The 22160-nt window shown below is 69.8% G+C and carries 22 protein-coding genes and 1 pseudogene; 21 read left to right on the forward strand and 2 right to left on the reverse strand.

Annotation, left to right across the window (positions count from 1 at the left end; genetic code table 11):
- The 16 genes and pseudogenes from cobM to HPS01S_RS11240 all read left to right on the forward strand — a co-directional run bounded on the left by cobM (position 1) and on the right by HPS01S_RS11240 (position 15135).
- Positions 1-783, forward strand: coding sequence for a precorrin-4 C(11)-methyltransferase (gene cobM, locus HPS01S_RS11170; protein ID WP_066155578.1), 783 nt, complete (start codon positions 1-3; stop codon positions 781-783).
- Positions 780-1670 carry a sirohydrochlorin chelatase gene (locus tag HPS01S_RS11175; protein WP_066155581.1) on the forward strand — a complete coding sequence of 297 codons (891 nt, stop codon included), beginning with the start codon at positions 780-782 and terminating at the stop codon, positions 1668-1670. Before cobM ends, HPS01S_RS11175 begins: the two co-directional genes overlap by 4 nt.
- On the forward strand, positions 1667-2347 hold the full coding sequence (locus HPS01S_RS11180; protein WP_066155584.1) for a precorrin-8X methylmutase: 681 nt from the start codon (positions 1667-1669) through the stop codon (positions 2345-2347). The genes HPS01S_RS11175 and HPS01S_RS11180 overlap by 4 nt, the downstream gene beginning before the upstream one ends.
- Positions 2348-3547, forward strand: a complete 1200-nt coding sequence (locus HPS01S_RS11185; protein WP_066155586.1) for a cobalt-precorrin-5B (C(1))-methyltransferase — start codon at positions 2348-2350, stop codon at positions 3545-3547. It begins immediately after the preceding gene.
- Positions 3544-4899 (forward strand): bifunctional cobalt-precorrin-7 (C(5))-methyltransferase/cobalt-precorrin-6B (C(15))-methyltransferase, encoded by a 1356-nt coding sequence (locus tag HPS01S_RS11190; protein ID WP_066155588.1) that lies wholly within the window; start codon positions 3544-3546, stop codon positions 4897-4899. Before HPS01S_RS11185 ends, HPS01S_RS11190 begins: the two co-directional genes overlap by 4 nt.
- On the forward strand, positions 4892-5698 hold the full coding sequence (gene cobI, locus HPS01S_RS11195; protein ID WP_066155590.1) for a precorrin-2 C(20)-methyltransferase: 807 nt from the start codon (positions 4892-4894) through the stop codon (positions 5696-5698). The genes HPS01S_RS11190 and cobI overlap by 8 nt, the downstream gene beginning before the upstream one ends.
- A complete protein-coding gene (locus HPS01S_RS11200) occupies positions 5695-6477 on the forward strand; it encodes a cobalamin biosynthesis central domain-containing protein (RefSeq protein WP_066155594.1) in 783 nt (260 codons plus the stop codon). The genes cobI and HPS01S_RS11200 overlap by 4 nt, the downstream gene beginning before the upstream one ends.
- Positions 6474-6845 (forward strand): annotated as a pseudogene (locus HPS01S_RS22420) (cobalamin biosynthesis protein); the annotation flags it as partial. The gene HPS01S_RS11200 and the pseudogene HPS01S_RS22420, both read left to right, overlap by 4 nt.
- 18 nt (positions 6846-6863) lie before the next feature.
- Positions 6864-7598, forward strand: a complete 735-nt coding sequence (gene bluB, locus HPS01S_RS22425) for a 5,6-dimethylbenzimidazole synthase (protein WP_066156041.1) — start codon at positions 6864-6866, stop codon at positions 7596-7598.
- A gap of 43 nt (positions 7599-7641) precedes the next feature.
- Positions 7642-8661: a precorrin-3B C(17)-methyltransferase gene (cobJ, locus tag HPS01S_RS11210; RefSeq protein ID WP_084397295.1), complete on the forward strand. Its 1020-nt coding sequence runs from the start codon at positions 7642-7644 to the stop codon at positions 8659-8661.
- Positions 8658-9008 carry a (2Fe-2S) ferredoxin domain-containing protein gene (locus tag HPS01S_RS11215; RefSeq protein WP_066155596.1) on the forward strand — a complete coding sequence of 117 codons (351 nt, stop codon included), beginning with the start codon at positions 8658-8660 and terminating at the stop codon, positions 9006-9008. The genes cobJ and HPS01S_RS11215 overlap by 4 nt, the downstream gene beginning before the upstream one ends.
- Complete coding sequence (gene cobA, locus HPS01S_RS11220; RefSeq protein WP_066155599.1) at positions 8998-9756, forward strand: uroporphyrinogen-III C-methyltransferase; 759 nt, start codon at positions 8998-9000, stop codon at positions 9754-9756. The genes HPS01S_RS11215 and cobA overlap by 11 nt, the downstream gene beginning before the upstream one ends.
- A 217-nt stretch (positions 9757-9973) precedes the next feature.
- Complete coding sequence (locus HPS01S_RS11225) at positions 9974-10741, forward strand: TOBE domain-containing protein (RefSeq protein ID WP_066155601.1); 768 nt, start codon at positions 9974-9976, stop codon at positions 10739-10741.
- A gap of 229 nt (positions 10742-10970) precedes the next feature.
- Positions 10971-12491 (forward strand): aldehyde dehydrogenase, encoded by a 1521-nt coding sequence (gene adh / locus HPS01S_RS11230; RefSeq protein ID WP_066155603.1) that lies wholly within the window; start codon positions 10971-10973, stop codon positions 12489-12491.
- A gap of 78 nt (positions 12492-12569) precedes the next feature.
- Positions 12570-12950 carry a DUF779 domain-containing protein gene (locus HPS01S_RS11235; RefSeq protein WP_066155606.1) on the forward strand — a complete coding sequence of 127 codons (381 nt, stop codon included), beginning with the start codon at positions 12570-12572 and terminating at the stop codon, positions 12948-12950.
- Positions 12951-13044: 94 nt separating this feature from the next.
- Positions 13045-15135 (forward strand): TonB-dependent receptor family protein, encoded by a 2091-nt coding sequence (locus tag HPS01S_RS11240; protein WP_066155609.1) that lies wholly within the window; start codon positions 13045-13047, stop codon positions 15133-15135.
- A gap of 13 nt (positions 15136-15148) precedes the next feature.
- Here HPS01S_RS11240 and HPS01S_RS11245 read toward each other — a convergent pair whose 3' ends face one another.
- Both HPS01S_RS11245 and HPS01S_RS11250 read right to left on the reverse strand, forming a co-directional pair.
- On the reverse strand, positions 15149-15907 hold the full coding sequence (locus tag HPS01S_RS11245; protein ID WP_066155613.1) for a lanthanide ABC transporter ATP-binding protein PedB/LutE: 759 nt from the start codon (positions 15905-15907) through the stop codon (positions 15149-15151).
- A complete protein-coding gene (locus tag HPS01S_RS11250; protein ID WP_165961736.1) occupies positions 15904-16962 on the reverse strand; it encodes a Bug family tripartite tricarboxylate transporter substrate binding protein in 1059 nt (352 codons plus the stop codon). Before HPS01S_RS11250 ends, HPS01S_RS11245 begins: the two co-directional genes overlap by 4 nt.
- Before the next feature lie 177 nt (positions 16963-17139).
- Here HPS01S_RS11250 and HPS01S_RS11255 point away from each other — a divergent pair, with 177 nt between their 5' ends.
- From HPS01S_RS11255 to HPS01S_RS11275, 5 genes are all read left to right on the forward strand, one after another.
- The gene (locus HPS01S_RS11255; RefSeq protein WP_066155616.1) at positions 17140-18144 is read left to right on the forward strand and encodes a PQQ-dependent catabolism-associated beta-propeller protein; all 1005 of its coding nucleotides are present in this window, start codon (positions 17140-17142) and stop codon (positions 18142-18144) included.
- Positions 18145-18272: 128 nt separating this feature from the next.
- Entirely contained in the window at positions 18273-19430 is a 1158-nt protein-coding gene (locus tag HPS01S_RS11260; RefSeq protein ID WP_066155621.1) for a lanthanide ABC transporter ABC transporter substrate-binding protein PedA1, read from the forward strand.
- Complete coding sequence (locus HPS01S_RS11265; RefSeq protein ID WP_066155624.1) at positions 19412-20257, forward strand: lanthanide ABC transporter permease protein PedC; 846 nt, start codon at positions 19412-19414, stop codon at positions 20255-20257. The genes HPS01S_RS11260 and HPS01S_RS11265 overlap by 19 nt, the downstream gene beginning before the upstream one ends.
- Positions 20258-20278: 21 nt before the next feature.
- Positions 20279-21076 carry a quinoprotein dehydrogenase-associated SoxYZ-like carrier gene (locus HPS01S_RS11270; RefSeq protein WP_066155627.1) on the forward strand — a complete coding sequence of 266 codons (798 nt, stop codon included), beginning with the start codon at positions 20279-20281 and terminating at the stop codon, positions 21074-21076.
- The gene (locus HPS01S_RS11275) at positions 21073-22071 is read left to right on the forward strand and encodes a quinoprotein relay system zinc metallohydrolase 1 (RefSeq protein WP_066155630.1); all 999 of its coding nucleotides are present in this window, start codon (positions 21073-21075) and stop codon (positions 22069-22071) included. Before HPS01S_RS11270 ends, HPS01S_RS11275 begins: the two co-directional genes overlap by 4 nt.
- The last annotated feature ends 89 nt before the right edge of the window (positions 22072-22160 follow it).

Raw genomic sequence — 22160 nt, forward strand, 5'->3', positions numbered from 1 at the left:
ATGGGTGTCGGAACGGTCTGGTTTGTGGGTGCGGGGCCGGGCGATCCGGAACTGATCACCGTCAAGGGGCGCGACCTGATCGCGCGCGCCGGGGCCATCCTGTTCGCCGGTTCGCTGGTGAACGAGGCGGCCACCCGCTGGGCACCGCCGGGCTGCCTGATTGCGGACAGCAAGGACATGACGCTGGAGCAGATGTCCGCCTGGCTGATCGCGAACGCGGCGCGCTGCGACACCGTGGTGCGCCTGCAGACCGGCGACCCGGCTCTCTACGGCACGCTGATCGAACTGGTGCAGCCGCTGGACGCCGCGGGCGTGCCGGTGGCGGTGGTGCCGGGCGTGTCCTCGGCCATGGCCTCGGCGGCGGCGGCGGTGGAGAGCTTCACCCTGCCCGAGGTCACGCAGACCACCATCTTCACCCGGGTCGAGGGGCGCACGCCCATGCCCGACGGCGAAGACCTGGCCGCCCTGGCGACCCACCGCTGCACGCTGTGCATCTTCCTGTCCATCACGCTGCTGAACAAGGTGGAGGCCGGCCTGCGCGCCGCCGGCTGGGCCGAGGACGCGCCCATGCTGGTGGTGCACAAGGCCAGCTGGCCCGGCGAGGAGCGCATCGTGCGCGGCACGCTGGCCACCATCAAACAACAGTGCCGCGACGCCGGCATCGTCAGCCAGGCCATGGTGATCGCCAGCCCCACGCTGGGCGCGCGCCACTGGCCCGAGCTGGCCAGATCCAAGCTCTACGACCCCAGCTTCACCCACCGTTTCAGGAAAGCCACGACATGAACCACACCACGATCCTGCTGGTGGGCCACGGCTCGCGCGAGGACGCCGGCAACCAGGAAATCCGCGACTTCGTCGACCAGTGGCGCGCGCGCCAGCCGGACTGGCGCATCAAGGTCTGCTTCATCGAATTTGCACCGCCGTCGCTGCACGATGGCCTGCTGGCCGCGGCGCAGTCGGCGCGCCGCGTGCTGGTGCTGCCGCTGATCCTCAACGCCGCCGGCCACGCCAAGATGGAGATTCCCGAGGCGATCGAACACGCCCGCGCACACGCGCCCGGCACCGAGTTCCTCTACGGTCCGCACCTCGGCGCCTGCGACCCCATCCTCGCCATCCTCCAGCGCCGCCTGCGCCAGGCCATGGCCGAGCTGGACATGCCCGACCCCACCACCACCGGCGTGGTGCTGCTGGGCCGGGGCTCGTCGGACCGCGGCGCCAACGGCGACATGGCCCGGATGGCGCGCTGGCTGCAGGAGGAAAGCGACCACGAACTGGTGGACCTGGCCTTCACCGGCATCACCTTTCCGCGGCTCGAACGCGTGGTGCAGCGCCAGGTGCTGATCGGCCTGCGCCAGGTGGTGGTGCTGCCCTACTACCTCTACACCGGCACGCTGATGCAGCGCATCCACCGCCAGGTCGCCCACCTGCGGGTGCAGTACCCGCAGATCCGTTTTGCCTGCGGCACGCACTTCGGCTTCGAGAAGGAAATCTTCGAACTGGTGGAGCAGCGCGTGCACGACCTGCTGGCCGGCGTGCCCGACAGCCGGCTGCCCTGCGACGGCTGCAGCTACCGCGAGATCGCGCACGACCTGGGCCACGGGCACTCGCACGAGCACACGCACACCGCCGTCCATGTGCATCCGCACACCGCACAAGTGCAACCTGCATGAGCACCGTCAACACCGTCACCGAGCAGCTCACCGCCGCCGGCCAGGCGATCGAGCACGACAGCTTCGCCATCATCGACGCCGAGGCCGGCCCGCACGCCTACACGGCCGGGCAGTGGCCCATCGTGCGCCGCATGATCCACGCCAACGCCGACTTCGAGTTCAACGGCCTGACCGCCTTCCACCCCGACGCGGTGCAGGCGGGCATGGCCGCGGTGCTGCGTGGTGGCACGCCCGTGGTGGCCGACGTGGAGATGATCTGCTCGGGCCTGTCCCGGCCGCGCCTGGCGCACTTCGGCATGGCCACGCACCAGTTCATCAGCGATGCCGACGTGATCGCCCAGGCACAGGCCGACAACACCACCCGCGCCGTGCAGGCCATGCGCAAGGCGCACCGCCTGGGCCTGCTGCAGGGCGCCATCGTCGGCATCGGCAACGCGCCCACCGCGCTGATCGAGCTGGTGCGGCTGATCGTGGAAGACGGTGTGCGCCCCGCCCTGGTGGTCGGCATGCCGGTGGGCTTCGTGTCGGCCGCAGAGTCGAAAGACCTGATGGCGCAGATCGCCGACGTGCCCTGGATCGTCATCCGCGGCCGCAAGGGCGGCTCTACCCTGGTGGTCGCCGCCCTGCACGCGCTGCTGGCGCTGGCCGAGGCGCAGCAACGCACCGAGGGCGCCTGAATGGACAGCACCACCCCGCGCGGCACCCGCACCGGCTTCACCACCGGCGCCTGTGCGGCCGCGGCCGCCCGGGCCGCCGCGCAGGGACTGGAAACCGGTGCGGTCCCCGATGCCATGGAGAGCCTGCTGCCCAACGGCCAGCGCGTGCGTTTTGCCGTGCACGACGGACGCTGCGATGCGCACAGCGCCCACGCCATGGTGGTGAAGTTCGCGGGCGACGACCCGGACTGCACCGACGGCGCCCACCTCACGGTGGACCTGTGCCTGCTGCCCGGCCGCGCGGGCGAGATCAGCTTCGTGGCCGGCGACGGCGTGGGCACGGTGACTCTGCCTGGCCTCGGGCTGGCGGTGGGCGGTCCGGCCATCAATCCGGTGCCGCGCCAGAACATCGCCGACAACCTGCGCGAGGCCGCGCCGAGGCTGCTCACACAGCACGGGCTGGAGGTCACCGTGAGCGTGCCCGGCGGCCAGGAGATGGCGAAGAAGACCACCAACGCGCGGCTGGGCATCCTGGGCGGCATCAGCATCCTGGGCACCACCGGCATCGTCAAACCCTATTCCACCGCCGCCTGGCGGGCCAGCGTGGTGCAGGGCATCCAGGTGGCGGCCACGCTGGACCACGGTGTGGTGGCGCTGACCACCGGCGGCCGCACCGAGACCTTTGCCATGCAGACGCTGCGTGCGGAACGCCCTGGCCTGCCCGCCGCCTGCTTCGTGCAGATGGGCGACTTCCTGCGCTACGCGTTGGATGAGGTGGTGGCCCAGGGCCTGCCCGAGGTGGTGCTGGGTGTGATGGTGGGCAAGCTGACCAAGATCGCCCAGGGCGAGACCATCACCCACGCCAACCGCAACGTGGTGGACACCGACCTGGTCGCCGAGATCGCCCGGCAGATCGGTGCCACAGCCGAGGACTGCGCGGCCATCGCCGCCGCCGAGACCGCGCGCTTCGGCGCCGAGCTGATGGTCGAACGCGGCCTGGGCCCGGCCTTCCACCAGGCGCTGGCACAGCGCGCCATCGACACCCTCACCGCGCCCGAGCGCTACGGCCACGCTTTTGCGCTGCGCGTGCTGGTGTGCGACTTCAGCGGCCAGCCGGTGGCCGACGTGCGCTCGGCGCCCGCCGACGCGCGGCCCCGTCCCGCCACCGCCGGACGCACCGGCATCGGCCACACCCACCACTCCGACTTCGACACCGAATGAACGACCTGCCCTCCCACGATCCCAACCGCTGCCGCGTGATCGGCGTGCTCGACGACGGCGTGGCCAGCCTCGGCGCCACCGCACTGGCCCACCTGCGCACGGCCGACGTGGTGATCGGCGGCGCGCGCACGCTGGCGCTGCTGCGGCACGCGCTCAAACCCGGCGCCGTCACCCACGACCTGACCGGCCAGCTGAAGGCGGTGCCCGGCTGGGTGCGCGCCGCGCGCGAGGCCCACCAGGCCTGCGTGGTGCTGGCCACCGGCGACCCGCTGTGCCACGGCATCGCGCCCTACCTGGCCCAGCACCTGTGCCTGGAGGCGCTGGAGATCCTGCCCAACCTGTCCACGCTGCAACTGGCCTGCGCCCGCGTGGGCCTGGCCTGGCAGGACGCGCGCATCGTCTCCGTGCACGCCGCCGATGCCGGCGAGTGGCAGCGCGGCGCCCCGCCCACCCACGGTCTGTACGCGCTGGCCCAGGCCCTGCGCGCCGAGCAGCGCCTGCTGCTGCTGACCAGCCCGGCGAACAGCCCCGACCGCATCGCCCGTCTGCTGCTGGCCGAAGGCCTGGGCAGCGACTTCCACATGGCCGTGGCCGAACACCTGCTGCAGCCCGGCGAGCGGGTGCATGCGCAACTCAGCCCGGCGGAAGCGGCCCGCATGCGCTTTGCCGAACCGAACGTGGTGCTGCTGTGGCGCACCCGGCCGCGGCCGCAGCCGGTGCGCTTCGGCCTGGCCGACAGCGCCTTCGAGCAGCGCCAGCCCGAGAAGGGCCTGATCACCAAGCAGGAGGTGCGTGCCGTCAGCCTGGCGCGGCTGCAGCTGCGCACCGACAGCGTGGTCTGGGACATCGGCGCCGGCAGCGGCTCGGTGGGGCTGGAGGCCGCCCGCCTGTGCCCGCAGGGCCATGTGTTCGCCATCGAGAGGAACGAGGCCGACCACGCCATCGCCCGGCGCAACCACGCGGCCTTCGGCGTCAGCAACTACAGCCTCCACCTTGGCAAGGCGCCCGAGGGCCTGGACACCTGGCCCGACCCCGACGCGGTGTTCATCGGCGGCTCCGGCGGCGAGCTGGCCGGGCTGATCGCGCAGGTGTTGCGACGCCTGCGGCCGCAGGGCCGGCTGGTGATGAACTTCGTGACCCTGGAGAACCTGGCCACCGCCACCCAGGCCCTGCAGCAGCTGAACGCCGACTGGGACGTGCTGCAACTGCAGGCCGCGCGCAGCCGCCCCATCCTGCACATGCACCGCATGGCCGCCGAGAACCCGGTGTGGCTGGTGTGCGCCGGCGTAGGCCCCATGGGCCACGGCGCACACGGGCCGGTGGTGGCGGCCGAGGAGACGGCGCATGGCTGACATCGCGCCCGCCACCGCCCCCCGCATGGGCACCCTGCACGGCATCTCGCTCGGCCCGGGCGACCCCGGCCTGATCACCCGCGCCGCCTGGGCCGCGCTGCAGCGGCGCGACGCGGTGTGGGTGTACCCGGTGCGCAGCGGCAAGACGCCCAGCTACGCGCTGGACATTGTGCAGCGCGCCGGCCTGGCGCCGCCCGAGACCCACACGCCGCTGCTGTTCCCGATGACGCACGACGGCGAGAAGCTGGCGCGCGCCTGGCTGAAGGCCGCGCAGACCGTGCTGCCCTGGCTGCAGGCCGGGCGCGACGTGCTGTTCCTGGTCGAGGGCGACGCCTCCACCTACGCCACCTTCGGCCACCTCGCGCGCACCCTGCGCGGGCTGGACGAGCGGCTGCCGGTGCGCACCATCGCCGGAGTCAATTCGTTCACCGCGGCCTGTGCCGATGTGGGCGAACCGTTCGCCGAGCAGGACGACACCGTGGCCATCGTGCCGGCGGCCTACGGCGTGGGCGCGGTCGACCGGCTGCTGCCCGACTTCGACACCCTGGTGCTGATGAAGATCAAGCCGCTGATCGAGGACCTGCTGGACTGGCTGGAGGCGCGCGACCTGCTGGCCGGCGCGCACTTCGTCGAACGCGTTGGCGCGCTGGACGAGCGGCACCTCTCGGGCCCCGCGCTGCTCACGCTGCGCGGCACCAAGGTCAGCTACCTCTCGCTGCTGATCGTGAAGAACCCCCACCGCGTGCGCGGTGAGCGCATCAAGGGCTGTCTCAAGAAAACCCCGGAACCCGCTGCATGAACCCCGACCATCCCCATCCTCTTCCCCGCACCGTCCTCGTCGCCATCACCAAACACGGCGCCGCGCAGGCCGCCACTCTGGCGCGCGCGCTGCCTGGGGCCAGCGTCTGCGTGGCCGCCCGGTTTGCCGACGCCTGCGCCGGCCTGCCCAACCCGGTGCTCGCCTACGACGGCCCGTTAAAGGAACAGATCGGCGAGCTGTTCGCGCAGTTCGACCAGATCGTGTTCTTCGTCTCGCTCGGCGCCGTGGTGCGCCTGATCGCGCCGCACCTGAAGAACAAGGACGAAGACCCCGGCGTGCTGGTGGTGGACGATGCCGGCCAGTTCGCCATTCCCGTGCTCTCAGGCCATGTGGGTGGCGCCAACGCCATGGCCGAGACCGTGGCCGCGCTGCTGGGCGCCACGGCGGTGCTCACCACGGCATCGGACGTGGGCAGGACCATCCCGGTCGACATCCTGGGCCGCGAACTGGGCTGGCAGGTCGAGGCGCCCAAGCTCAACATCACCCGCGTCTCCGCCGCCGTGATCAACGAAGAACCGGTGGCCCTGGTGCAGGAAGCCGGCAGTCCACACTGGTGGACCCGCCCCACCCCGCTGCCGCCGAACATCCACCGCCACGCGCGGCTGGAGGACGTGGACCTGGCCCGCTACCGCGCGGTGCTGTGGATCACCCACCGCCCGGTGGACGACGCGCTGTGGCAGACCCTGCACGAACGGTTGGTGGTGTACCGCCCGCCGCAGCCGGCAGAGACCGGCGCCCCCACCGGTGTGGCTGCATGACGGTGGCCCTGGGCATCGGCTGCGACCGCGGCACCCCGCTGGCCACGCTGGAGCGCGCGGTCGACGAGGCCCTGGCCGTGGTCGGCCTGGACCGCCGGCAGGTGGCGGGCCTGGGCAGCATCACGCTCAAGGCCGACGAGCCCGGGCTGCTGGCGCTGGCGGCGCAGGCCGGCTGGCCGCTGCACTTCTACCCCGCCACCCAGCTGGCCGAGGTGGTCGTACCCCACCCGTCGGAGACTGTGCGCCGCCACACCGGCACCCCCTCGGTCTCCGAAGCCGCGGCGCTGCTGGCCGCGGGCACCACCGAGGCCGCCGCCCTGTGCGTCGAGAAGCACCGGCTGCGCGGCGACGATGGGCGCCATGCCACCGTGTCCGTGGCGCGCGTGATGCCCCGAACGGCCATCCCGCCTTGCGTCGCCAGCACCGACCCCAACCGCCGCTTCACGGTCGCCGAGCGCGAGGCGGTGCAGTCGCTGATGCAGGTGCGGCGCGACATGCGCCACTTCAGCGCCGGTACGCAAATCGCCGACGACGTCAGGGCGCGCCTGCAGTCGGCGCTGCTCGCCGCGCCGTCGGTGGGGCTGATGCAGCCCCTGCGGGTGCTGCGCATCACCGCCCCGGCGTTGCGCGACCGGCTGGCCGCCGCCGTGGACGCGGAGCGGATGCGCACCGCCCAGGCCATGGGATCGCGCGCGGCCGAGTTCCTGGCGCTGAAGGTGGAAGGGGTGCGCGAGTGCGCTGAACTGTGGGCGCTGGTGCTGGCGCCAGACGACGGCACGCTGTTCGGTCGCCGCACGCTGGCGAGCGAAATGGCCTGGTGTTCGGCCGGCGCCGCCGTCCAGAACCTCTGGCTGGCCGCACGCGCCGAAAACCTCGGTCTCGGATGGGTGTCGCTGTTCGAGCCCGTCGACCTGCGCAGGCTGCTGGCGCTGCCCGAGGGCGCGGCGCCGCTGGGCTTGCTGTGCATCGGTCCGGTGGACCGCTTCTACGAAACACCCATGCTCATCCAGCAACAGTGGCGCCAGGCGCGTCCGGTGTCGGCCGTGTTCACCGAGAACGGCTGGGACCCGTCCTGGAACACCGACACCAGCGCCATCACCGAACAACCGCTGCATGGCTGACCGCGGCCTTGCCATTGAACCCCCGCCCGTCCCAAGGAACGACATGACCACCGACACCCCCGTCACCACCCCGCACAACGCGTGCACCACCGGCCGCATCAGCCTGGTGGGCATCGGCCCCGGCCACACCGACCACATGACCGCCCGCGCGCGCGCCGCCATCGCCGAGGCCGACGTGGTGGTGGGCTATGTCACCTACATCAAGCTGGTGGCCGACCTGCTGGACGGCAAGGAAGTCGTGCGCAAGGGCATGACCGAAGAGCTGGACCGCGCCGTGCACGCGCTGGCCGCGGCCCGCGCCGGCAAGAAGGTGGCCCTGATCTCGTCGGGCGACGCCGGCGTCTACGGCATGGCCGGCCCGACCTACGAGGTGCTGTTCCAGGCCGGCTGGACGCCGGAAGACCAGGTGGCGGTGGAGATCGTGCCCGGCGCGTCGGCCATCAACGCCTGCGCCGCCCTGGTCGGCGCGCCGCTGACGCACGACTTCTGCTCCATCTCGCTGTCCGACCTGCTGACGCCCTGGCCGGTGATCGCTCGGCGCCTGGACGCCGCCGCCGCGGCCGACTTCGTGGTGGCGCTCTACAACCCCAAGAGCGGGCGCCGCACGCGCCAGATCGTCGAGGCGCAGCGCCTGTTCCTGCGGCACCGCCGGGCGGACACGCCGGTGGCGATCGTCAAGAGCGCCTACCGGCGCCGCCAGCACATCGTCCACACCACGCTGGACCAGATGGCCGAACAGGAGATCGGCATGCTCAGCACCGTGCTGATCGGCAACAGCAGCACCTTCCTGCGCTCGGGGCTGATGGTCACGCCGCGCGGCTATGCCAACAAGTACGACTCGGACCAGGGCTTCGAGACCCGCGAAGGCGAAAAGGCAGGCCGATCGCTCTCCAGCGGCCTGCTGGGCTGGATCGAGGGGCTGCGGGCCGAGCAGGCGGCAGGCCTGGACCTGGCCGAACTCGCCAGCCGCCACAGCCTGCCTGCCGACTACATCGCGCAGGTGCTGGCGGCACCCGACGCGCCCGAAGCGGCCGACGCCGGCACAGAGGAAACAGAACAATGAGCACCACGGAGAAACCCCGCATCGGTGACTACCGCCGGCACCTGCTGGTCTGCACCGGCGCACGCTGCACGCAGGACGGCGCATCGCAAGCGCTGTTCGACAGCCTGGGCGAGAAGTTCAAGGCCGCCGGGCTGCACGAGGGCGCGCTGCGCGTCAAGCGCAGCCGCGTGAGCTGTTTTGCGGCTTGCAAGGGCGGCCCCATCCTGTGCGTTCAGCCCGACGGCACCTGGTACCACGGCGTGACCCCCGACAACATGGACCGCATCATCCGGCAGCACCTCGTGGGCGGAGAGGTGGTCGCTGATCTGGTGTTCCACCAGGGACCGGGGGTCATCGATGGCGAGTGAGACACCGGCCGCTGGCTCGGTCTGCATCGTTGGTGCCGGGCCGGGACCGGCCGACCTGATGACGCTGCGCGCGCTGAACCGGCTGCAACAGGCCCAGGTGGTGGTGCACGACCGGCTGATCGCCGAGGATGTGCTGGCGCTGATCCCGGCCACCGCCCGGCGGGTGTACGTCGGCAAGGCCCTGGGACACCACGCCGTCCCTCAGGAGGAGATCCATGCGCTGCTGGTGGCGCATGCGCGCCAGGGCCTGCGCGTCGTCCGCCTCAAGGGCGGCGACCCCTTCGTGTTCGGACGCGGTGGCGAGGAAGTGCTGGCGCTACAGGCGGCCGGCATTGCGTTCGAGGTGGTGCCCGGTGTGACGGCGGCCAGCGGCTGTTCGGCCGCCGCGGGCATTCCGCTGACACACCGCCACCTGGCGGCCAGCTGCGTGTTTCTGCCGGGCCATCTGGCGGACGCCCAGGCCAGCCACGACTGGCAGGCTCTGGCGCGCGCGGGGCAGACTCTGGTGTTCTACATGGGCGTTCAGCGACTGGCGCAGATCGCCCAGGCCTTGATTGCCCATGGACTACCGCCCGACACACCTGCGGCCATCGTCCAAGACGGTACCCGACCTACACAGCGTGTACTGGCCCACCCTTTGCGCCTGTTGGTCGAGATCGCTCCTCCGTATGGTCCACGACCGGGCTTGCTCATTGTTGGCGAAACGGTGCGACTGAGTCCGTCATATGAAGGAAATGCGCGTGTCTGAATTGGCGGCATGGGCGCTGACGCTCCTTGGAGCTGATCGCTCCTGCAGGGCGCAGAAGGCAATTTGAGGATTCGGACACATTTGCGCCAGCCAAGGCATGCGTTGCACTGCTGTATCAGCGGTCATTGAGTCGGACGCCACAGGTGACAGCAGACTGCCTTGACCAGACTCAGGCCCCCATCCCTCCCGCGACACCGCTGCATGGAACAATTCAGCGATGACCGCCACCGCCCCTCACGCCTCACTCTCCGAAGCCCTGGGCCACGCCCCCGCCGACAAGCGCCTGGAAGTCCTGCGCCGCGTGGCAGAGACCGGTTCCATCTCGCAGGCCGCGCGCGACGCGGGCATCAGCTACAAGGCGGCCTGGCAGGCCATCGACACGCTGAGCAACCTCAGTGGGCAGACGCTGGTGGAACGCACGGTGGGCGGTTCGGGCGGTGGCGGGGCGCGCATCACGCCGCAGGGCCTGCAATTGCTCTCCCTGGCGGACGAGCTGGCGCGGGCGCGGGCGGCGGTGCTCTTGCGGTTCTCAGGCGGCGCCGCCTTGCCGATGGGCTTGGGCCTGCGCACCAGCATGCGCAACCAGCTGCCGTGCCGTGTGGAGGCGGTGGAGCCGCTGGGGCCTGACGACCCCGCGGTGCTGGTCCGCTTGCGCACGCCGGGGCAGTCGCTGCTGACGTCCAGCATCACGCGCGAGAGCGCCGATCTGCTGGCGCTGGCCGCGGGGCTGGAGGTGCTGGTGCTGAGCAAGGCGACGGCGGTGCGCATCGGCCGTGGTGAGGTGGAGGACGCGCCTGGCCAGTGTGTGTTGCACGGCCGCATCGAGCGTCTCGCGCGCGGGCAGGGACGTGACGAGGTGGTGCTCTCGCTGGACGGTGGCGGGCAGTGGGTGGGCTTTGCAGAGCATCCGTTTGCCGCGCGCAAGGGACAGTGGGCCTGGGCCACCATGGCGTCCAGCGCGCTGGTGGTGGGGCTGGCAGGCTGACACGCGGGCCGGCGTTGGCAGCGTGGTTCATATGAACACGCGTGCCGTGGCAGCTTGACGCAGTGCGTGCGCTGCTGGGCCTGAATGGCGCAACCCTTCGGTTTGTGCTGTCAAAAAAGTGAGCAGTTGTCTCAGATTGAGCCACACCGGCCGTGTGGCACGGATGTTGTGAACAGACAGGTCAGCCGATCCGGCTTTGTTCACAACCACCCCTTTCAGAGGACGACACATGATCTACGCAGCTCCCGGCGCCGCAGGCGCCAAGATCACCTACAAGCCCAAGTACGACAACTTCATCGGTGGCAAGTGGACGCCTCCGGTCAAGGGCGAGTACTTCGAGGTCGTCACGCCCACCACGGGCAAGCCCTACACCATGGCGGCCCGCTCCACGGCGGAAGACATTGAGCTGGCGCTGGACGCCGCGCACGCCGCCGCCGACAAGTGGGGCAAGACCGACGCCGCCACGCGCAGCAACATCCTGCTGAAGATCGCCGACCGCCTGGAAGCCAACCTGGAACTGCTGGCCTACGCCGAGACCATCGACAACGGCAAGCCGATCCGCGAGACGCTGAACGCCGACATCCCGCTGTCCGTCGACCACTTCCGCTATTTCGCCGGTGCCCTGCGCGCCCAGGAAGGCGGCATCAGCGAGATCGACGAGAACACCATGGCCTACCACATCCACGAGCCGCTGGGCGTGGTGGGCCAGATCATTCCCTGGAACTTCCCGATTCTGATGGCCGCCTGGAAGCTGGCTCCCGCCCTGGGCGCCGGCAACTGCGTGGTGCTCAAGCCGGCCGAGAACACCCCCATCTCCATCCTGATCCTGGCCGAGCTGATCGCCGACCTGCTGCCCCCGGGCGTGCTGAACATCGTCAACGGCTACGGCCGTGAAGCGGGCATGCCGCTGGCCACCAGCAAGCGCATCGCCAAGATCGCCTTCACCGGCTCCACCACCACCGGCCGCGTGATCGCCCAGGCCGCCGCCAACAACCTGATTCCCGCCACGCTGGAACTGGGCGGCAAGTCGCCCAACATCTTCTTCGCCGACGTGATGGACAAGGACGACTCGTTCCTGGACAAGGCGATCGAAGGCCTGGTGCTGTTTGCGTTCAACCAAGGCGAGGTTTGCACCTGCCCCAGCCGCGCGCTGATCCAGGAGAGCATCTACGACAAGTTCATGGAGCGCGTGCTCCAGCGCGTGGCCGCCATCAAGCAGGGCGACCCGCTGGACACCGACACCATGATGGGTGCGCAGGCTTCCAAGGAACAGCTGACCAAGATCCTGTCTTACCTGGATCTGGGCAAGCAGGAAGGCGCCGAGGTGCTGTGCGGCGGTTCGCAGGCCAAGCTCGGCGGTGAGCTGGGCGGCGGCTACTACGTGCAGCCCACGCTGTTCAAGGGCCACAACAAGATGCGCATCTTCCAGGAAGAGATCTTCGGCCCCGTGCTGGCTGTGACCACCTTCAAGGACGAAGCCGAAGCGCTGGAAATCGCCAACGACACGCTGTACGGCCTGGGCGCCGGCGTGTGGAGCCGCAACGGCAACGTGGCCTACCGCATGGGGCGCGCCATCAAGGCCGGCCGCGTGTGGACCAACTGCTACCACGCCTACCCCGCGCACGCCGCCTTCGGTGGCTACAAGGAATCGGGCATCGGCCGCGAAACCCACAAGATGATGCTGGACCACTACCAGCAGACCAAGAACCTGCTGGTCAGCTACAGCGAGAACAAGCTCGGCTTCTTCTGATCCTCACCAGGGTTTCGGAGTGCGAGGGGAGGCGGGCAACCGCTTCCCCTTTTCGGTTTTCAGAACAAGGAGACAGACATGGTTGAAAAAGTCGTGGCGACACCGGAGGCGCTGGAACTGATCGAGTTCCTCAAGGCCAAGCACGGCCCCGGGCTGATGTTCCACCAGAGCGGCGGCTGCTGCGACAACAGCGCGGCCAACTGCTATTTGCTGGGCGAGATCACCATGGGCCCGGGTGACGTGTTCCTGGGCACCATCGGCGGCTGCGAGTTCTACATGAGCAAGTCGCAGTACGCCACCTGGCGCCACACGCAACTGATCATCGACGTGATCGAAGGCCACGGCGGCACCTTCTCGCTGGAGGGGCCGGAAGGCAAGGCCTTCCACACGCGCTCTCGGGTGTTCACGCCGGAAGAAATGGTGCAGATCGAGGCGGAGGAACGCGCGGCCGGGCACTGAACAGCCGTCGGGTGTTCCATTCCTGAACAGTGCGCCGGCCGGGGCACATGGCATGGAACTTGTTGGAAGATCGGCCCCTTCCGGAGACAAGACCATGACCCCACGCCCCACCTTCGCCCTGCGGCGCCTGAACGCTGCGCTGCTCATGACCCTGGCCGGCACCGCTGGTGCCCAGACCCTGCAGGAGGTTGTCGTCAGCGCCTCGCGGCAGGAGCAGCAGAGCTTTGACGCGCCGGCCTCGGTGCAGGCCGTGGGCCAGGACGCGATCGAGGCTGCCGGCCCGCGCGTGAACCTGTCGGAGGTGATGACCCGGGTGCCCGGCATCACGGTGCTGAACCGCCAGAACTACGCGCAGGACCTGCAGCTGTCGATCCGCGGCTCGGGCTCGCGCTCGCCCTTCGGCATCCGTGGCGCACGGCTGATCGTCGATGGCATTCCCGCCACCATGCCCGACGGCCAGGGCCAGGCTTCGACCATCAGCCTGCCCTCGGCCCAGCGCATCGAGGTGTTGCGCGGGCCGCTGGCCCAGCTCTACGGCAACTCGGCCGGCGGCGTGCTGCAGGTGTTCACCGCCGACGGACCGGCAAAACCCGAGGTCCGCTTCAGCGTGGATGCGGGATCCGAACAGCTGCGCCGTTATGGCTTGCAGGCGGCGGGGCAGAGCGGTTCGCTGAACTACGTGATCGACCACAGCGACTTCTCCACCGACGGCTGGCGTGTCAACAGCGCGGCCAAGCGCAAGCACACCAACGCCAAGCTGCGCTGGGCGGCCAGCGACGCCACGAAGGTCACCCTGGTGGCCAATGCGTTCGACCAGCCCGAATCGGGCGACCCGCTGGGCCTGACGCGCGAGCAGTTCGAAGCCAACCCACGCCAGGCGGTGGCGAACTCCACGCTCTACAAGGCCGGCAAGGACGTGTCGCAGAACCAGGTCGGCCTGGTGGCAGAACACCAGCTGGATGCGAAGAGCGAACTCTCGGCGCGGGTCTATGCGGGCCAGCGCGACCTGGACAACCGGCTCTCGATCCCGCTGATGGCGCAGACCTCGCCCACGGCGGCGGGCGGCGTGGTGCAGCTGGACCGCAGCTACAGCGGCACTGGCCTGCGCTACGCACGGCGCATCGCGGCAGGCGAGGGCGAGGTCCGGCTGAGCGCGGGGCTGGACGTGGAGCGCATGAGCGAGCGCCGCCGCGGCTTCATCAACAACTTCGGCGAGCCGGGCGAGCTCAAGCGCGACGAGGACGACAGCGTGGACAGCACGGGCGTCTACACCCAGGCCGACTGGGCGATCAACGAGGGCTGGAGCGCGGTGGCCGGGCTGCGCGCCAACCGGGTGAGCTTCAAGGTGAAGGACTTTTTCGTGCGCCCCGGCAACCCCGACGACAGCGGCCGCGCACGCTTCAACGCCACCAACCCGGTGATCGGTCTCACGCGCCACCTCAGCCCCGACACCAACCTCTACGCCAACATCGGCAAGGGTTTTGAGACGCCGACGCTGACCGAGATCGCCTACACGGCAGACGGCAGCGGCCCCAACCTGAACCTCAAGTCCGCGCGCAGCACCCACGTGGAACTGGGCCTGAAGACCAAGCTGGGCGAAGGCCAGCGGCTGGACGTGGCGTTGTTCCACATCGGCACCACCGACGAAATCGTGGTCGCGTCCAGCAGCGGCGGGCGCACGGTCTACACCAACGCGGGCAAGACCAGCCGTTCGGGCATCGAGCTGGCGCACAGCGCGCAGTGGAGCCCCGAGTGGCGCACGCACCTGGCGTTCTCCACGCTGAACGCGCGCTTCGACCAGGCCTTCACCAGCAGCAGCGGCGCCACCGTGGCCAAGGGCAACCGCATTCCCGGCACGATGAACCGCACGCTGTTCGGCGAGCTGGCCTGGCAGCCGCGCGCCTGGCCCGGCTTCACGGCCGCGCTGGAGGTGGTGCACCGAGGCTCGATGGTGGTGGACGACGTGAACAGCGACCGCACCGACGCGGCCACGCTGTTCAACCTGCGGCTGGGCTGGGAACAGAAGCTGGGCGCGTGGAAGCTGCGAGAGTACCTGCGCGTCGACAACCTGGCCGACAAGGCCACCATCGGTTCGGTGATCGCCAACGACGGCAACCGCCGCTTCTTCGAGCCGGCGCCGGGCCGGCAGTGGGGTGTCGGCGCCACGGTGAGCTACGCGTTCTGAACCCGGCCGGGGTTCAGAGCCCCGGCTTCTGCAGCGCCTTCAATACCTCTGTCTGGAAGTCCGGGCCTTCGGCGGCGGCCATGAAGGCGCCGATGGCGCCGTCGAAGCGCACCGTGCCCTGGTGCAGCAGCAGCAGCCGGTCGGCGGTCTTCACCTCTTCAATGAGGTGCGTGGCCCAGAGCACCGCCAGGCCCTGCTCGCGGCAGAGGCCGCGCACCGTGTCCAGCAGCTGCTGGCGCGAAGCCGGGTCCAGGCCCACGGTGGCCTCGTCCATCAGCAGCAGGCGCGGGCGGTGCAGCAGCGCGCGCACCAGCTCCACCTTGCGCCGCGTGCCGCCCGAGAGGCTGCGCACCACGGCCTTGGCCTGGTCCTGCAGGCCGATGGCGGCGAGCTGCGCGTCGATGCGCTCGCGCGCCGTCTTGCGCGGGATGCCGTGCAGGTCGGTGTGGAACAGCAGGTTGGCCATCACCGTCAGGTCCAGGTCGAGCGCGCTCTGCTGGAACACCACGCCCAGGCCCGCGAGCGCGCGCGCGGGGTGCTGGCGCATGTCCTGGCCGAGCACATGGATCGTGCCCTGGTCGGGGGTGAACAGGCCGGTGAGCAGCTGCAGCAGGGTGGACTTGCCGGCGCCGTTGGGGCCCAGCAGCGCCACCATCTCGCCGGCTTGCAGCGACAGGCTCACGCCCTTGAGTGCGGGTTTGCCGTTGTAGGCCTTGTGCAGGCCGTCGGCCTTCAGCACGGTGTCGGAGGCGAGGGCGGTGGGCTCGGTCATGAGGCGGTTTTGGCCAGCAGGTTCATGCGCGCGAGCAGTTTCTTCTCGCGCTCGATGGTGGCGAGCACGGCCTGGCGGTAGTCGCGCGTGCCCAGGTAATCGAGTGACTGATCGTAGCGGGCGAGCGCGCTGGCATGGCGCTCACTGAACATGGCCTTGTGGAACACGTCGTGCAGCTTCTGAACCACCGCGGGCGGTGTGGCGGCCGGCGCGGCCAGGCCCCATGGCGAGGTGTAGACCGCCTGCGGATAACCCAGTTCGCGCATGGTGGGCGCGTCGGGCCAGCGCGGGTTGCGCGTGGCGTTGAAGGTGGCGAGCACGCGCATCTGGCCTTTCTCGACCCAGGGCGCGAAGCCGGTGGAGTTGACGCCCGCCATGATCTGCGCGCCCGCGATGGCCAGCATCTGGTCGGCCGTGCCCTTGTAGGGCACGTGCACGTACTTCACGTTGTGCTGCAGCAGGATCTCTTCCATTGCCAGGTGGGCGGTGGTGCCGATGCCGGTAGAGCCCAGGATCAGCTCACCGGGGTGCTTGATGGCCCAGTCGATCAGCTCGGTGGCGCTCTTGAACGGACTGCTGGCCGGCACCAGCAGGCCGAAGCTCACGCCCGAGACCTGCAGGATGGGCGCGAGGTCGGTCACCGGGTCCCAGGGCACGTGGTTCATCAGTGCGTGGCGGTAGACCGTGATGGGCACCTGGCCGATGGTGTGACCGTCGGCCTCTGCCGCCTTGAGCGCGGGCGCCACCAGCGTGCCGGCCGCGCCGGGCTTGTTGACCACCAGCACCGGCTGGCCCAGCAGCGGCTCGGCCTCTTCGCAGAGGATGCGGATCGTCAGATCGGTCTGACCGCCCGCGGGCCAGGGCACGATGAGCTGCAGCGGCTTGCTGGGAAAGGGCGCCTGGGCCCTCGCCAGCGGCGTCGCAGACGCCACGGCCAGCGCGCCGGCCTGGAACAGGATGTCGCGGCGCGTCGGGTGCCGGGCCTGGGTTGTGTCACGGCTCAGGGTTATCCCTGTGTCATTTTTGAACGCTGGGAACAGCGGTGTGTGTCTCATGGCGGGGCCTGATAGTCTCCTGTCCCTCGGAGCGCCCTCGGGACAGGGCATCTTGAGGCAAATTCTGTTCCCGCAACAGCCCATGGCCCACTGGCACCGAATTTGCAGAGGCATCGCGCGCCCGTGGCGATGCCCGCCCGGCCGCTGACCGTTTGACAACACCAAGGAGACAAAGACATGGCCCTCCGTGCCACCGCATTCCGCCGTTCCCTGCGCCCCCTGACCGCAGCCCTGTGCGCCGCCGGCGCCACGCTCGCCTTCAGCTTGCCCGCCCATGCCGAAAGCAAGGTTTACGTGTCCAGCGAGAAGGACAACAAGCTCTACGTGTTCAACACCGCGGGCGAGCGCCAGGGCGCCATCGACGTGTGCAAGCGGCCGCGCGACATGAGGTTCAACGCCGATGGTTCGCAGATCTTCGTGATCTGCGGCGACAGCAACGCCATGGGCGTGGTGGACGTGGCCGGCGGCAAGCTGGCCGGCACCGTGCCGCTGGGCGAGAGCCCGGAGATGTTCGACCTCAGCCCCGACGGCAAGACCGCCTATGTGTCGGTGGAGGACGACAGCGTGCTGGGCGCCTACGACATCGCCACGAAAAAGGCGGTGTTTGAAGTGAAAACCGGCGGCGAGCCCGAAGGCGTGCTGGTCACGCCCGATGGCAAGACGGCTTACGTGACCTCCGAAGTGGCCAACGTCGTCCATGTGATCGACCTGGGCACGAAGAAGGTGACCAAGAACATCAAGGTGGGCAAGCGCCCGCGCCGCTTCGTGATGTCGCCCGATGGCGGCGAGCTGTGGGTCACCAACGAACTGGACGCCACCGTGAGCGTGGTCGACACCAAGACCCACACCGAAAAGCAGAAGATCAAGTTCGAGGTCAAGGGCATGCGCCCGGCCGACATCACGCCCGTGGGCATGGCCATCAGCCCCGACGGCAAGAGCATGTGGGTGGGCCTGGGCCGCGCCAACCACGTGGCCGAGGTGGACGTGGCGAGCAAGGCGGTGAAGAACCAGGTGCTGGTGGGCAAGCGCGCGTGGGGCCTGGGCTTCACGGCCGACGGCAAGACCCTGTTCGTGGCCAACGGCCTGTCGGACGACATGACGCTGGTGGACACGGCGTCGGGCAAGGCACTGAAGACGGTGCCGGCCGGGCGTGTGCCGCACACCATTCTTGTGAGCAAATGACAGAGCCTGTGGCCCACCCCCATCGCTTGCCCACTTCGTGTGGCCGCTCCGCCCCTCAAGGGGCAATGCCTGCGGCCCGGCAAAGCCGGTTCCGCGGCATTCTGGGCTTGGGTTTGTGGTGTGCCTGCGTGTGGGCGTCGGTGCCTGCTCCAGCGCTGGCCGCCACCAAGGTCACGATCGCGGTGGTCTCGCTCGACGGCGACCCGCGCCACGCGCCGCGTCGGCTGGAGAAGGCCTACCCCGGCCACCCCACCGGGCGCGCCATCGAAGGCGTGCAGCTGGCGGCCGAAGACTCGGCGTTTGAGCTGGACGCCGCCGGCATCGCGCTGGAGGTGAAGGACGTGGTGCTGCCCAACGCCTCGGGCCTGACCAAGGCCTTGGCCGAGCTGAAGGCCGCCAAGGTGCAGCACGTGGTGGCCGACCTGCCGGCGGCCGAGCTGCGCGCGCTGGTGCAGGCCGCGCCGGCCGCACTGGGCGGCGCCATCGTGTTCAACGCCGCGGCCGACGACGACGCGCTGCGCGGCGCCCAGTGCGCGGCGCACCTGCTGCACACCATCCCCAGCCGCGCGATGCTCAGCGACGCGCTGGCGCAGTACCTGGCGGCGCGCAACTGGCGCAAGGCCCTGGTGCTGCAGGGCCCGCTGCCGGGGGACGCACCCATGCTGGAGGCCTTCAACCGCTCGGCCAAGCGCTACGGCATCAAGGCCACGTCCACCAAGCCCTTCAAGCTCACCGGCGACCCGCGCGAGCGCGAGCTGGGCAATGTGCGCCTGCTGACCGGCAGCGACCGCGAGCACGAGGTGGTGGCGGTGCTCGACAGCGACGGTGAGTTCGCGCGCACCGTGCCCTATGCCACGCAACTGCCGCGGCCGGTGGTGGGTGCCAATGGTCTGGTGGCCGTGCCCTGGCACCCGCTGTGGGAACGCAACGGCGGCCCGCAGCTCTCGCGCCGTTTTGCCAAGGAGCACAAGCGCCCCATGACTGGCCACGACTGGGCCGCCTGGATCGCGGTCCGTGCGGTGGCGACCGTGCTGGTGGACCTGCCCAAGGCGCCCATCGCGCAGCAGCTCAAGGCCCTGCGCGGCGGGCCGGTGGCGGTGGACGGCTTCAAGGGGCCGCGCCTGTCGTTCCGCGCCTGGGACGGGCAGCTGCGCCAGCCGATCTTCCTGAGCCATGTCGACGGTGTGATCGGTGTGGCGCCGCTGGACGGCGTGCTGCACCCCAAGGAAGTGATGGACACGCTGGGCGTGGACGAAGCGGAAAGCGCATGCAAGCAGCGACCTTGAACACCCCCGACCCGGCGCCCGCCCTGTTGCCGCACCTGCTGCGCGCCCTGCGCGCGGTGGTGGGCCGGGAGATCGGCCGCTTCCTGCGCCAGCCCTCGCGCCTGGGCTCGGCCCTGGTGCGGCCGCTGCTGTGGTTCGTGGTGTTTTCAGCGGGCTTCCACAACGTGTTTGGCGTGGCGATTGCGCCGCCCTACGAGACCTACGTCGAATACAAGGAATACATGGTGCCCGGCCTGCTGGGCATGGTGGCCCTGTTCAACGGCATGCAGAGCTCGCTCTCCATGGTCTACGACCGCGAGATGGGCGTGATGCGCCTGCTGCTCACCGCGCCGCTGGCGCGCGGCTGGCTGCTGGCCTTCAAGCTGTTGGCGGGCACCGCGCTGTCGGTGCTGCAGATGGTGGTGTTCCTGGCGATCGCGTGGGCCTTCGGAGTGGAGCTGCCGCTGCTGCACCTGCCGGCCGCTTTGCTGGCCATGGTGTGCGGCGCGGTGATGCTGGCCTCGGTCGGGCTGGTGCTGTCGGTCTACGTGAAGCAGCTGGAGAATTTCGCAGGCACGATGAACTTCGTGATTTTCCCGATGTTCTTCATCAGCCCCGCGCTGTACCCGTTGTGGAAGCTCGAAGAGTCGGGCGCCTGGTGGCTGCTCAAGCTGGCGCAGGCCAACCCCTTCACCCATGCGGTGGAGGCGATCCGCTTTGCGATGTACGGGCAGTTCAACACCACGGCCTGGGCGGTGGTGCTGGGCTGCACGGTGGTGTTCTTTGTCGCCGCGCTCTGGGGCTACGACCCGCAGCGCGGTTCGATCAGCAAGAAGCCTGGCGGCTGAGCCAGGCCCGGAGATCCAGTCATGCGCCTTGCTTCCAACCGCCGTCAATGGCTGCTGTCGACCGCCGCGCTGATCGGTGGGACCGCGCTGGCGCAGGACGACCAGACCGGAGGCGATCCGCTGGGCTCGATGCAGTACCCGAGTCTGCGCGAGCAGACCATTGGCAGGGCCAAGGCGACGTTCAGCGACGCGGTGATCGTCAAGGGGCCTGCCTTCGCCGACGACGCGATGAACGTGCCGCTGCTGGTGGATGCGCGGGCGCTGTCCGCGGTCGGCGGTGGGGTGGTGCGCATCAAGGTGTCGGTGGACCGCAACCCGGTGCGCCAGGTGCTGGACTTCGAACCGCTGCGCGCACTGCCCATGCTGGCCTTCCGCATCCGTATGGAGCAGGCCTCGCCGGTGCGCGCCTTCGTGCAGACCAAAGACGGCCAGTGGCACGTGGGCAGCACCTGGGTGCAGGCGGCGGGCGGCGGCTGCACGGTGCCGGGCATCACACGGGCCGACGGTTCCTGGAGCAAGACCCTGGGCCAGGTGCAGGCGCGCTTCTTCAACAACGTGATCGAGGGCAGCCGCCGCCTGCGGCTGCGCGTGATGCACCCGATGGACACCGGCCTGGTGGCGGGCATCCCGGCCTTCTACATCGAGCAGATGGAGCTGCAGGACCCGGGCGGCCAGCCCTGGTGGCGGCTGGCGCTGCACGAACCGGTGTCCGAGAACCCGCTCATCACCTTCGAGCTGCCGCCCGTTTCGCCGCCGGCCTTCCGCCTGCTCGGCCGCGACAACAACGGCAACCGCATCGACGCCGAGGTGAGGGCATGAGGCGCCTGGGCGTGGCCGCGCTGTGGGCACTGTTGGCAACCGCGGCCTTGGCGCAGCCGGTGGCCGTGCCACCGTTTGCCTCCAAGCCCGACATGGCCCGCTCGGACTACGACCTCAAGCCGCGCCAGATTGCCCCGGGCTCCTGGGTGATCGAGGGTGAGGTGGCCGACTTCTCGCGCGCCAACGGCTGCAACATCATCAACACCGCCTTCATCGACACCGGCGACGGTGTGGTGGTGATCAACACCGGGCCGTCGCGGTTGTACGGCGAGCAGCAGCGGCGCGCCATCGAACGACTGACCAAAGCGCCGGTGCGCAAGGTGCTGCAGCTCAACCTGCACCCCGACTACTTCTTCGGCCACCAAGCCTGGGCCGACCGGCCCACCGAGGCGCTGGCCGGCACCATTGCCGGCGCGCGCGCCGAGGGCGGCGCCTACGCCGACAACCTGTACCGGCTCTGTGGCGACTGGATGCGCGGCACCGAGTCCACGCCCTCGCGCGAGGCCATCGACCCCAAGAACCTGCCGCAGACACTGTCACTCGGAGCGCACAAGCTGGAGCTGATGCGCCTGCACGGCCACACCGCCGACGACCTGGTGGTGCTGGACACAACCACCGGTGTGCTCTTTGCGGGCGGCCTGGTGTTCACCGAGCGCGTGCCGACCACGCCGCACGCCGACTTCGCCGCGTGGCTGGCCAGCCTGGACACGCTGGAGCAACTGCTGGCCACTGGCAAGGCCAAAACCGTGGTGCCCAGCCACGGCCCTGTGCACGAGGGGCTGGCCGGCCTGCGCCAGACGCGCGACTGGCTGCAGTGGCTCACGAACCTGATGCAGACCTCCGCCGAGCGTGGCCTGGACCTGGGAGAGGTGCTGCGCACGCCGGTACCCGAGCGCTTCGCGAAATGGGCTGCGCAGCCTGCGGAACTGCAGCGCTCGCTGACCCAGTGGTACCCGCGCTACGAGCAGCGCGTGCTCGCTGCGCCGCAGCGGTGACACATTTTTGAACAGTGTCACAGAGGTGTCCCGGCCACTGTGGCACGGTTGGCGCAGCTGATGCCTTCGAGGACCGCTCCCGGGGCCTC

The sequence above is a fragment of the Hydrogenophaga pseudoflava NBRC 102511 genome, assembly GCF_001592285.1.
Lineage (GTDB): Bacteria > Pseudomonadota > Gammaproteobacteria > Burkholderiales > Burkholderiaceae_C > Hydrogenophaga > Hydrogenophaga pseudoflava.